Below are 11,472 nucleotides of genomic sequence, written 5' to 3' on the forward strand. Positions count from 1 at the left end.
CCCTCCCCTTCTGCGGTCTGAAATCCTGTCAGCAAAGTGTGAGGCCCTGCTAAAAAAATGCAGCAAATTAAGACCAGTCATCGCTGGTTGACAGAATGTAACGCGCGCTGCGCCTGAACACTATCCAGGTAATCTTCAATCTGTTTTCGCGGCAGCGCAGACGCGGCGGCAGGCTAATCGTTAAAAAGTTAGCTTTTCTCAGCTGACGCACGGCCTTTTCCCTCCCGTCTGCGTTGTCTTTGCCCAGGCAACAGGCTACTCTGCCAGCGGTTTTAATTAACAGGAATTGCGCTCCCAATGGCTGAGCAAGCAAAACGTAAAAACGATCCCGAAGGGCTGAAAAAACGGATTATCGAGGGCGCGCTGAAGGCCTTCGCCGAATATGGCATGCAGGGCGCGCGGCTGGAGCAGATCGCGCTGAATGCGCAAACCACCAAGCGGATGGTGGTTTATCACTTCGGCAATAAAGAGAACCTCTATATTGCGGTGCTGGAGCAGGTTTACCAGCAGATCCGCCAGCATGAAACCGGGCTTAACCTCAAAGCGATGCCGCCGGAAGAGGCGATGACGCGGCTGGTGGAGGAGAGTTTCGATTATCACGCCACGCACGCCGATTTTATGCGGCTGGTATGCAGCGAAAACCTGCTGCGCGGACGCTATATCAGCCAGTCGTCGCGCATTAAGGAACTTAACCGCAGCGCGCTGGACGTGCTGGACGATATTCTGACGCGCGGACAAGCGGCGGGCCTGTTTTATCAGGATGTGAATACTATCGACGTGCATCGTTTGATCAGCAGCATTTGCGTTCACCACGTCTCAAACCGCTACACCTTTAACGCCCTGTTCAGTCCCGATAACAGCGAGGCGGAGAGCATCAAACGCAATCGTCAGCTGGCAGTGACCGCCACTCTGCGCTATCTGCGCCGCAGCGACGCGCCACGCTGAAACCGAAGCATACCTGACGGACGCGGGCAACGCCGCGCCGCCAGGCAACATTTACAGCAGGTCGCGCCAGGAGAGGATCAGCGCCGCCGGCAGCGGATCGGCGCGCAGCGACGGCGCCGGTTGCCAGCTGTCCCAGGCGCGGAAGGCGGAAAAGTCGAGTCCCGTCAGGCTTTCCAGCCCACTGACGGTGACGCGATACTCGTCTACCTGCGGGGCCGCGTCCGCCTCCGTCCGCGGGATCACCCGCCGCGTCTCATCCAGCAGGTTGGCCTGACTGACCAGCAGCGCCGTTGCCTGCGGCGATCCGTCCGGCCCCAGACGCAGCACCACTTTCCAGTACATCAGCGGCACCTTGACGTCGCCATACTGCCGCCACGCATCGTTCAGCACCGGCCCGGTCAGCACCGTGATCTGCTTTTTCGTTTGCAGCACGCCATATTCCAGAATATAGCGTTCCACGCCCTGCCAGTATTGCAGGCTCTGGTTAAAGCGGAAATGCTGCGGCGAACAGTTGGTGAAGTGAAAGGTGTCCTTGTTGGCGCGAATCGCCTCTTGCGGCGTGCCCCAGGTAGGATCGCTACGGCGCGTCAGGTGGCCGCGATCGAACCAGCGGCTGAATTCGCGATAAAAGGACTGCACCAGATAGTAGCGGCTCTCCATGCGGCTGTCTTCATACCAGCTGTCTCCTTCCGGCAGCAGCGACGGCTGGCCGCTGTCGCGGTTGATATTAATATAGCGCGCGCCGTCGATATTGGTGGCGGTGAGAAAAGCGATACGCCGCTCAGCGCAAATCGCCAGCGAAAAATGCTGGTAATCCAGGATCGCTTCCGTGCCGGTGGCGCCTGAACGCAGCGGCGCAATTTCCGCCGCGCGCGGCGCGACAATTTGCGCCAGCGATACCGCATGGCCGCCGATGAAATCGGCCTGATAGCCGTTGCGGTTAGCATAATTAGCGTCCGGCGCCGCCCGCGCCGCAACCGTCAGCGTTGCGAGCGGCTCGCCGCGCAGCGCGGCGATCAGCCGCTGCCGCGCCGTGGCGTCCAGGCTTATCGCTTCGCCTTTCAGCCAGTCAACCAGCGCGCTGACGCGAATGCCTTCATTCACCGGCGTGCCGCTCTCATCCTCCGCTGCGCCGTGATGCAGCGCCACCAGCTGCCATTCGTCATTGAAAACCGGCGCGCCGGAAGAGCCTCCGTCGGTATCCGCCGTGTAGTGCAGCACGTTGGCCGCCTCGCTCTCCGCCGCGCCGCGCGCCAGCAGAAAGTTATCGCGCAGCGCCACCTGCTGCGGCGCGCCGCCGGGATGCTGAATGATATTTACCGCCATGCCCAGTCGGTGTTTATCGGCGCGATCGCTGAGGGCAATCAGCCCTAAATCCGTCAGATCGGCGTCGCCAGAGCGCCTCTCCCCCAGCGCCACCAGCGTGCAGTCCAGCGCCTCCAGCGGGCTGCTCAGCCAGAAGCTGTCGGCATCCAGCGTGTAAAGCGTCGTGGCGGGCGCCTCGCCCTGCGCATTTTGCCAGTAGCCAAACTCCACGCTGTAGCCAGCGGCGCGCTGGCGATCCGGCAGAACGTGAAAACAGGTAAGCAGTAGCCCGCCGCCAATTAAAAAGCCGGTGCCTTTCGGCACGCCATCCTCACGCACCAGCCCAACCGCCCTGGCGCGCTGCATACCTGTTTGCAGGAAATGGGTCGGCAGGAAGTCGGCCTGCGGACCGATAATCGCCGTCTGCTGCGCCAGACGCTGAAAGGCGTAACGCTGCGCGCGTCGGCTGTCCGGCTCCGCCTCATCCGCCCGGCCTGCGGCGATCGCCTGTACGCTCTGCTTACGCTGCGCCACGGTCAGCGTCAGCCGCTGCCGCACCAGATTTTCCACCTCACTCATCATCTTCCCTTTCGCCTCGCTGTTGACCGCCTCCCATAACCATAGTCAGCTTTACGCCTGCCGACACGATGGTTCTTTCAGCATCCGCCGCGTGGGTTGCTGAAAAGTTCAGCAGTCAGTGTTTTTTTGCGAAACAGGCTTTGACAACCTTCATCGCCCTCGATATTATGCGCCCCGTTCACACGATTCCTCTGTAGTTCAGTCGGTAGAACGGCGGACTGTTAATCCGTATGTCACTGGTTCGAGTCCAGTCAGAGGAGCCAAATTCAGAAAAGGCAGATGCTCAGGCATCTGCCTTTTTGCTTTCTGCCTTTCCCGCGCTGCCTTGCTCTCCCCCGCTATTGATCTTTCATCGCAGCGAGACGGCGTTGACGTTCAGAGGCTGAAACGAAACCGGGCCGCAAACGCGGCCCGGTGATAGTCGATCGGCAGCATAGCCAACCGCAACGGATTACTGGTTCTGGCCAGGCACTTTGTGTTCGCCCATGGCTTTCAGCTTTTTCGACAGCTCGCGACGCTCTTTAGAGAGGTCGGCATTTTTGATGATGTATTCATCCACACGGTCTTCATAGTCGCTGCGCATGCTGGCGATAATTTCCTGAATCGCTTCAACACTCATGCCCGGCTTAATGTACTCACTCAGGTTATCCAGCAGCAGCACACGTTTCTGGTTGTCACGAATTTTCTTCTCAACATCGTGAATTTCGCGCTGCAGCTTGTTTTTACGGCGATACATCCGCACGAACTCCAGCACGTCCTGAAATGATTGCTTTGCATTTTCCATGTTGACACCTTTCATTAGGCCTGCCTGAACAGGCGGTATTGTCGTAGCCTTCAGCTTAGCGTTTCGCCGCGGCCGATGGCAATTTTCACATTCAAATTCGGACTGTGACACATTTTAGCGCGAAATGAGGCGCAGCCACAGCAGGTTATTGCCGAACGGTTATTTGCGCATCGCCAGCCGAATCAGATCGGACAAACGCTCCAGCTGCTTCGCCAGCTCCAGGCTAAGCCAGACATAGCCGTGAATCGGCGTCTCCACCAGCCGATCGCTGTTATTTTCGGCCATCAGCTGACGCAGCTCGCGCGTGATTTCCGCCAGCTCATGATGATTGGCCGCCACGCGATCGGTGTTGCCATTGATCAACATTTCCGCGAGCGCCTTAAAGGTATTCTCCGTCATCTGCTGCGTGCGACGCAGGGCGGATGCATTCAGCAGAATCAGATGGCTGGCGCGCGACGACCACCAGGCGTTGATTTGCAGCTCCAGCGTGCAGAGGATATTGCGATTGGTGGTCTGGATGCCCTCCAGCACCGATTTGGGAATGCGCGTCTCTTTGCTGGCAGGCTCCAGCAGCGCGCGCATGCGCACCACGTCGGTCAGCAGGCGGCGCAGCGGCTTATCGAGACGCGGCTTTTCCACCAGGTTCGGCGAAAAGCCGGCATGGTAAATCTTCGCCAGCGACGAGAGAGAGTCGGAGAGTTGGATGCGCCAGTGGATATAGGCTTTTTGCGGCCAGATGCTGGTAAACAGCAATGCCAGCAGCGAACCGAGGATCACATCCCCGCCGCGCCACAGCGCGGTGTTCATATCCCCCGCCGGCGCGCCGCATACCACCGCCAGCGTAATACCGATCAGCAGCGCCATATAGGGGCGCTTGCCAAGCGTCAGATAGCCGCAGATAAACATCACCAGCGTACACCAGGCCAGCATGAGCGGCAGTGAAATCAGCTCCAGCTTCAGGGCGATCAGCCCGGAAATCGAGCCGAAAACGGTGCCGCCGATGCGTTGTAGCGCACGCGGAAAAACGTTGCCCCAGGAGGAGATCGGCCCCATCACCACAACCAGGGTAATCAGCGGCCAGCTGCCTTCAGGAATATCGCACAGACGCACCAGCAGAAAGGTCAGCACAAAACCCAGCGCGATGCGCACGCCGTGGACAATGCGATAATGACGATAGATGCTGAACTCGATGGCTGAAAGCGGCTTATCAGGACGCAACGCTACTCTCCGGTTTCCCTGAATAACAAGGGCGCCATGATAACCTGAAGCGGCGTGCGAGATGAGGCTTTCGTCTCTATTTTATCGTTTTCCGGCTTTATTTAACTATTCTGAAAAAACAAATCAACACAATAAAAACATTAACTTTCAGCTGCGTTCGCCTGCCATGATGCAGGCCGCTATTGCCAGGGAGATGCGCAAGAATGCGTTGAAGGTTAACGCGCGCCCGCCGCGAAACAAACGGGCGCGCAATTCAGGTTAGCCTGCGGTCAAACTGGCGGTCACCGCCGCTTGCAGATAGCCTAACAGCGTCGGCGTCAGCCAGGTGCCCTCCATGAGCTGCGGCTCCTGCTGCATCGCCTGACGAATTTTTGCCTGCATCGCCGGATCGTCGCTGGCGTAAGAGCGAAATAGCGCCAGCCAGTGCGCGCCCAGCGCCCGCGCTTCCGCCGCATCCGGCGGTACGCCGCGTGTCATGGCGTCATTCAGCTGCGCCACCAGCGCAGGCCACTCCTGCATACGATCAAAATAGTGCGCCCGCACAAAGGCGTACTCGTGCGGCTCCAGATAGCGCTGGAAAATGCTCAGCTTGCTCTCCGCAAAAGCGCGCGTGATGTATTCCAGCATCGACGGCGTGATGCCCGTTTGTTGCTGCATCGCCGGTTCCGCCAGATGCATGGTGGTCAGCCGCTGTAAAAAGGCCGGGTTATGCGCCGTATCGCGCTCCAGCGTGCGCATCCAGCGCCGCGCCAACTGCTGCGCCTGCGCCGATTCCGGGGCAACGCCGTCATCCTGCAACGTCAGCAATGCCTGCACCATCTGTTGCCATTCCGCCTCGCGTTCGGGATTGGCCTGGTAAAACGGCAGCTGTTTCAGTTCTTCTGCGCTGAAGTAGTTATCGTACATCGTCATCATCTCTAATGTGGTTAGCCAGTCCGTCAGCTCCGGTTCGCCGCCCTGACTCAGCTGCTGATGCAGCTGACCGAGTCGCTGACGCAGCTGCTGCATTTGCGCCAGCTGACGATCGAGAGCCGTGATTTGCTGAGTCAGGATCTGTGGTAACGAGAGCGTGTTATCGTTCAGCAGCGCGCCAATTTCCGCCAGCGGCACGCCAAGACGCTTCAGCGCCAGGATCTGATGCAGGCGTCGGATATCATGGCGGTTATAAAGCCGGTAGCCCGCCTCGCTGCGGGTCGAAGGCACCAGCAGTCCAATGCTGTGGTAATAATGCAGCGCGCGTACCGTAACGCCGGTTCTGCGGGCCAGCTCGCCTGCTTTCAATAACATGACTCTCTCCTTGCTCAACGATGACTAAGGCTAAAGGCTAACGCGGCGTAAGGGTCAAGTCTCGTGCTAAAAAAACGGTTAGCGGAAAAGAGATGCTGGAAAAGAGATAGCGAGAGGTAGCGGAGGCGCAGGGCGCGCCTCCGGGGTGACGTTAAAACTTCTGCTTCAGATAGTCGCCGATTTTGGTGACGATGCCGCCCTCGTCCACCTTGTTTAGCGTCATCAGCGGGTAGCTGGCCAGCACCTTATCTTTATCGACCACCTGTATGGAGCCCACTTTTTCGCCCTGCTTCAGCGGCGCCTCAAGATCTTTACGGTCGATCACATATTTCGCCTTGATGCTCTGCATTGCGCTGCGCGGCACCGACAGCCAGATGTCCTCGGTCGTGCCGACCTCTACCTGATGCGGGTTGCCGTACCAGACGCTCTCTTTGCCCAGCGGCTTGCCCGCATGGAACAGCTGCACGGTGTCGAAGTTGTTGTTGCCCCAGATCAGCAGTTTCCGCGCCTGTTCTTCACGTCCTTTCGGGCTTTTACCGCCCATAATCACCGCAATCAGGCGGTGACGGCCGTCGAGGCTGGAGGCGATCAGGTTAAAGCCGGCGCTTTCGGTATGGCCGGTTTTCAGACCGTCAACGTGCAGATTTTTGTCCCACAGCAGGCCGTTGCGGTTTTGCTGGGTAATGCCGTTCCAGGTAAGCGATTTTTCGCTGTACATCTGATAGAAGTCGGGCTCGCCGCTGATAATGGCGCGCGACAGCACCGCCAGATCGCGCGCGGTAGTGTGCTGGCCCGGCGCATCCAGACCGTGCACGGTTTCAAAATGAGTATGCGTCAGCCCCAGCTTCGCCGCGTACTCATTCATCATTTTAACGAAGGCGTCCTGACTGCCAGCCACATAGTCGGCCAGCGCCACGCAGGCGTCGTTACCGGAATCGATAATCACGCCGCGGCTGAGATCGCGCACCGACACTTTTTCGCCCGGTTTAAGGAACATGAGCGACGAACCTTTGAAGACCGGATTGCCTGCGCCCCAGGCATCCTGTCCGATGGTGACCATATCGTCGCGGCTGATGCGATGATGATCGATTGCGCGATCGACCACGTAGCCGGTCATCAGCTTGGTCAGGCTGGCGGGATTACGTTCTTCGTCCGCATTGCCTTCAGTCAGTACCTGGCCGGTGGTAGCGTCCATCAATACCCATGAAGCGGCGTCAACCTGCGGCGGCGTCAGCGGAAAAGAGATGGCTGCTTCATCAGCATGGGTCTGTAATGCTAAAAATAATAAACCAGTAAAACTTACAAGCTGACGCCTTTTCAACGGAACACCCTCAGTCATAAACGTGAAATTTGATAAGGGCGTTGTTTTACGGGATTAAGCGGCGTTTTTGCTGAATTAATTGCAAGAAATTATGAATTTACCGCCGGATTATCTGCTGCTTTTATCGCCATTTCGCCGCTATGCGGCAGGTCGGGCGGCAATAATGATTACCGACCTTCATGCGGCTCGCGCGGAATAAAGGCGCGCGGCAGGAAATGTGCCGCGCGCCGCCATAAAAAAAGCCACCCGGAGGTGGCTTTAGCAGATAAGGTGTCAGCAAAAATCAGTGCGGGATTTCCGTCATTGATTTCACGTCGGCACGGTTAATCTGCTGCTCGTTGCCGTTGGCATCTTTATACTTAATCAAACCGGTAGCATTGTCTTCTTTCGGTTTGCCATCGCTGACGATAGTGCGGCCATCGTTAGTATGGATGGTGTAGTTACTGCTGGAGCATCCCGCCAGTGGCAGGGCCGCGGCAAACATAAATGCTAATAACGCGCTCTTTTTCATCATAACCTCCTGTTCAGATAGACTCTTTAATGTTTAGCACAGTTTAATCATTACGCAATTTATCTTCCCGTCGCGCCGCCCGCCCTTTCTGTAATATTTCGAAAGCAATTAGATCCGTTTTTCCTCACGGCTCTAACATGAAGCTGTCTGCGTGTCCTACGCTTTAGTAACAGGACATCAACAGAATGCAGAGAGTTATGAAACATCAGAATCGTACAATTGGTATTGCCCCTTATGGCGGATCGGCTGGCGGCTGGGGCGCGCTGAAAGCCGTTGCCGATGCGTTGCGCGGTCAGATGTCGGTAAAGCAGGACGTTATTGCGCTGTTTAAAGTTAACCAGCCGCAGGGCTTTGACTGTCCCGGCTGCGCCTGGCCCGATCCGCGTCACGCCTCCTCTTTTGAATTTTGCGAAAACGGCGCCAAGGCGGTTTCCTGGGAAGCCACCAGTAAACGCACCACGCCGGAATTTTTCGCCGCGCATCCCGTCAGCGAGCTGTGGCGCCGTAACGCCTTTGAGCTGGAAGGCGAAGGTCGCCTGACGCATCCGATGAAATATGATGCGGCCAGCGACACCTACCAACCGATCGACTGGGAGACCGCCTTCCGCGAGATTGGCGAGAGGCTGCAAAGCTACGACGATCCCAACAGCGTGGAGTTTTATACTTCCGGTCGCGCCTCTAACGAGGCGGCGTTTCTTTACCAGCTGTTCGCCCGCGAATATGGCACCAACAACTTTCCCGACTGCTCGAATATGTGTCATGAGCCGACCAGCGTCGGGTTGCCGCAGTCAATCGGCGTCGGCAAAGGCACCGTCGATCTCGAAGATTTCGACCATTGCGATCTGGTGCTGTGCATCGGCCATAACCCCGGTACGAACCACCCGCGTATGCTCGGCACGCTGCGCGAAGTTTCTAAGCGCGGCGCCACCATTGTGGCGATCAACCCGCTGCGCGAGCGCGGTCTGGAGCGATTTACGTCGCCGCAAAGCCCGATTGAGATGCTATCGCTCGGCTCTACCACCCTCGCCTCCACCTATTACAAAGTGCGCGTCGGCGGCGACGCCGCCATGCTGAAAGGCGTAATGAAGGCGCTACTGGCGATGCACGATCGCGCCCTGAAAGCCGGCGAGCCTGGCGTGATTGACGAAGCCTTTATCGCCGAACATACGGAAGGCTTTGAGGCGCTGAAACAGGATCTTGATGGCACCGACTGGCAGCATATTCTGAAGGTTTCCGGCATGGACTATGAGGAGATATTGAATATCGCCCGTCTCTACGCCAAATCGGAAAAAACCATTATCTGCTACGGCATGGGCATTACCCAGCATCAGTACGGCACCCAGAACGTGCAGCAGATCGCCAACCTGCTGCTGATGCGCGGCAATATCGGCAAGCAAGGCGCGGGCATCTGTCCGTTGCGCGGCCACTCTAACGTGCAGGGCGACCGTACCGTCGGCATTACTGAGATCCCGTCGCAGGAGCTGCTCGACAGCATCGAAAACGTTTTTGGTTTTAAGCCGCCGCAGGAGCATGGACATGGCGCGGTCGCTGCGATTCAGGCGATGCGCGACGGCAAGGCGAAGGCGCTGCTCTGTCTCGGCGGCAACCTGGCGGAAGCGATTTCCGATCCGCAGGTCACCTTTGAGGCGATGCGCAAGCTCGATCTGGTGGTGCATATGGCTACCAAGCTGAACCGCTCGCATCTGCTGCTTGGCAAGCATAACTATATTCTGCCGGTGCTGGGCCGTACCGAACAGGATGTGCAGGCCTCTGGCGAACAGAGCATTACGGTAGAGGATTCGATGTCGATGGTGCACGCCTCGCGCGGCATGTTGAAGCCCGCATCACCGCACCTGAAATCGGAACCGGCGATCGTAGCCGGGCTGGCGAAGGCGACGCTGCCCAACACAAAAGTGAACTGGGACAGAATGATCGGCGATTACAGCTTTATTCGCGCGGCAATAGAGGCCGTTTTCCCGGCGTTTAAAGATTTTAACCGCCGCATACAACAGCCGGGCGGCTTCAAACTACGTAATGCGGCGGCCCATCGCGAGTGGAATACCCCCTCCGGCCGCGCGCAGTTTATGGTGATGGAAGGGGTGAACGAAGATCCCCGTTCGCTGAAGTGTCACGATTTGGTGCTGACGACACTGCGCAGCCACGATCAGTACAACACCACGCTTTACGGCCTGAACGACCGCTACCGCGGCGTGACCGGGCGACGCGACGTGTTATTTATCAACGCGGACGAGGCGGAAAAGCGTCAGCTGCGGGTCGGCGATAAGGTGAATATTATCGCTCTCGATCCCGAAGGCAAACGTACTTCGCGCCGTATGGATAACCTGACGATTGTGGTGCTGGATATGGCCCAGGGTTCGGTGGCGGCCTACTATCCGGAAGCGAACGTGATGGTGCCGCTGGACAGCCACGACACGCAGAGCGGCATTCCCGCTTACAAAAGCATTCCGATCGAGATGGAGCCGTGCCTGGAGCCAGCGGAAACCTCCGGCGCGCGCCGCTGATGGAAATAGAGTAAACCGGCGCTGTCGGGCCAGCTGAGGCCGCTTGACTGCTGGTTAAGATAGCGCAACGGCCATCGAAAGATGGCCGTTTTTATTGTCCGAAGGACGCGCCTGAAAGGTACAGTTTCTCGCAGATAAGGGCGGTTTAAGAGGAAGCAGGATTCGCCATCAGCCCAGCGCGGCCAGGACACGCAGCAGGAAACTGCGCCACGTTTCACCCCACAGTTCGGGTTTAAACTCACCTTCCGTTATCAGTGACATGCGATAACCTAAATCTGCATCATCTACCGTTTCAAGCATTTCACTTATTTGCATTTTCAGGATTTGCTGCGCTTCTTTGTAATGGAAATAATACTGATAGCTCTGCATGATTTCTTCAATTGCTTCACTGAAAGCGTCACAATCCTGTGGTGAGAAAAAAACACGAATCATACTACCCAGAGATGAATACTTACGGCGTAGCCGCCATTTTTGTAATCTGTTCATAATAGTTCCGGGTATGCTGTAACAATGTAATATGGCAGGCCCCGGTATTCTTTGCAGACTAACACGACCCGAACATGTGTGGCAGGCCATTTAATTTTACTGCCCTGCCTGAATCCATAACCTGTTTTTGTTCCCGCATTCCAGATTATTACCATGCCAGGACCTCTCTACCGCGCTGAGTATTAGCTCAGTGAATAATTTTAAAGCGGTTAGCCCGCAGTGCGGCGATGATAATCTTTTCAGCCTGCTGCAAATTTCAAATGATCAGCTGCGCGGCGTCAGTCTGTATCGTGGGTTCTGGCGCGGGGGGCTGTTGTGCGACGTCCACGGCGGCCGGCTGGCCGGGGATCTCAACTTGCTTCTTTGGTCGTGTCATTCTCGCATCTCCTGCTGTTGTGAGATTTTGAATCTGCAACAGATGCGCGGTCGGAATCCTGACCAATGTGCGGGGACAAAACGCGCGTGCGCGCGAGGACAACTGTAATGTTGTTATAAAAAAAGCCCGCATGTAACG

At 57.2% G+C, this 11,472-nt stretch carries 11 protein-coding genes and 1 tRNA gene; 3 read left to right on the forward strand and 9 right to left on the reverse strand.

From position 1 onward, the window contains the following. The first annotated feature begins 297 nt into the window (after positions 1–297). Complete coding sequence (locus tag MYY08_RS00420; protein WP_038625323.1) at positions 298–945, forward strand: TetR/AcrR family transcriptional regulator; 648 nt, start codon at positions 298–300, stop codon at positions 943–945. Between the two features lie 51 nt (positions 946–996). Here MYY08_RS00420 and MYY08_RS00425 read toward each other — a convergent pair whose 3' ends face one another. Continuing rightward, positions 997–2,829 (reverse strand): DNA/RNA non-specific endonuclease, encoded by a 1,833-nt coding sequence (locus MYY08_RS00425; protein WP_288012492.1) that lies wholly within the window; start codon positions 2,827–2,829, stop codon positions 997–999. 187 nt (positions 2,830–3,016) lie between these two features. Here MYY08_RS00425 and MYY08_RS00430 point away from each other — a divergent pair. Beyond that, positions 3,017–3,092, forward strand: a tRNA-Asn gene (locus MYY08_RS00430). A 188-nt stretch (positions 3,093–3,280) separates the two neighbouring features. Here the strand turns inward: MYY08_RS00430 and MYY08_RS00435 are convergent. From MYY08_RS00435 to MYY08_RS00455, 5 genes are all read right to left on the reverse strand, one after another. Continuing rightward, positions 3,281–3,613 (reverse strand): DUF496 family protein, encoded by a 333-nt coding sequence (locus MYY08_RS00435; RefSeq protein ID WP_038629950.1) that lies wholly within the window; start codon positions 3,611–3,613, stop codon positions 3,281–3,283. Between the two features lie 159 nt (positions 3,614–3,772). Then, complete coding sequence (locus tag MYY08_RS00440; protein WP_038625321.1) at positions 3,773–4,831, reverse strand: FUSC family protein; 1,059 nt, start codon at positions 4,829–4,831, stop codon at positions 3,773–3,775. Positions 4,832–5,089: 258 nt separating this feature from the next. Then, positions 5,090–6,118, reverse strand: a complete 1,029-nt coding sequence (locus MYY08_RS00445; RefSeq protein WP_288012494.1) for a MerR family transcriptional regulator — start codon at positions 6,116–6,118, stop codon at positions 5,090–5,092. A 151-nt stretch (positions 6,119–6,269) separates the two neighbouring features. Next, entirely contained in the window at positions 6,270–7,439 is a 1,170-nt protein-coding gene (gene dacD, locus MYY08_RS00450) for a serine-type D-Ala-D-Ala carboxypeptidase DacD (protein WP_288012496.1), read from the reverse strand. 283 nt (positions 7,440–7,722) lie between these two features. Next, positions 7,723–7,950, reverse strand: coding sequence for a YgdI/YgdR family lipoprotein (locus MYY08_RS00455; RefSeq protein ID WP_038625317.1), 228 nt, complete (start codon positions 7,948–7,950; stop codon positions 7,723–7,725). 197 nt (positions 7,951–8,147) lie between these two features. Between MYY08_RS00455 and MYY08_RS00460 the strand changes: the two genes are divergently transcribed. After that, entirely contained in the window at positions 8,148–10,472 is a 2,325-nt protein-coding gene (locus MYY08_RS00460; RefSeq protein ID WP_190295998.1) for an FdhF/YdeP family oxidoreductase, read from the forward strand. Between the two features lie 168 nt (positions 10,473–10,640). Here the strand turns inward: MYY08_RS00460 and MYY08_RS00465 are convergent, their stop codons facing one another. The 3 genes from MYY08_RS00465 to MYY08_RS00470 all read right to left on the reverse strand — a co-directional run. Beyond that, positions 10,641–10,958, reverse strand: coding sequence for a contact-dependent growth inhibition system immunity protein (locus MYY08_RS00465; RefSeq protein ID WP_190295999.1), 318 nt, complete (start codon positions 10,956–10,958; stop codon positions 10,641–10,643). Beyond that, positions 10,955–11,113: an RNase A-like domain-containing protein gene (locus MYY08_RS19155; protein ID WP_162287239.1), complete on the reverse strand. Its 159-nt coding sequence runs from the start codon at positions 11,111–11,113 to the stop codon at positions 10,955–10,957. The genes MYY08_RS00465 and MYY08_RS19155 overlap by 4 nt, the downstream gene beginning before the upstream one ends. Before the next feature lie 101 nt (positions 11,114–11,214). Further along, positions 11,215–11,472: hypothetical protein (locus MYY08_RS00470; protein WP_288012498.1), on the reverse strand; the 258-nt coding region annotated here is incomplete at its 5' end.

Source organism: Mixta sp. (assembly GCF_024610815.1).
GTDB lineage: Bacteria > Pseudomonadota > Gammaproteobacteria > Enterobacterales > Enterobacteriaceae > Mixta > Mixta calida.

Bases quoted from the DNA above. Each gene is read 5' to 3' on its own strand.
- MYY08_RS00420 (WP_038625323.1), top strand. From the start codon at position 298: ATGGCTGAGCAAGCAAAACGTAAAAACGATCCCGAAGGGCTGAAAAAA.
- MYY08_RS00425 (WP_288012492.1), bottom strand. From the start codon at position 2,829: ATGAGTGAGGTGGAAAATCTGGTGCGGCAGCGGCTGACGCTGACCGTG.
- MYY08_RS00435 (WP_038629950.1), bottom strand. From the start codon at position 3,613: ATGGAAAATGCAAAGCAATCATTTCAGGACGTGCTGGAGTTCGTGCGG.
- MYY08_RS00445 (WP_288012494.1), bottom strand. From the start codon at position 6,118: ATGTTATTGAAAGCAGGCGAGCTGGCCCGCAGAACCGGCGTTACGGTA.
- MYY08_RS00455 (WP_038625317.1), bottom strand. From the start codon at position 7,950: ATGAAAAAGAGCGCGTTATTAGCATTTATGTTTGCCGCGGCCCTGCCA.
- MYY08_RS00460 (WP_190295998.1), top strand. From the start codon at position 8,148: ATGAAACATCAGAATCGTACAATTGGTATTGCCCCTTATGGCGGATCG.
- MYY08_RS00465 (WP_190295999.1), bottom strand. From the start codon at position 10,958: ATGAACAGATTACAAAAATGGCGGCTACGCCGTAAGTATTCATCTCTG.
- MYY08_RS19155 (WP_162287239.1), bottom strand. From the start codon at position 11,113: ATGGTAATAATCTGGAATGCGGGAACAAAAACAGGTTATGGATTCAGG.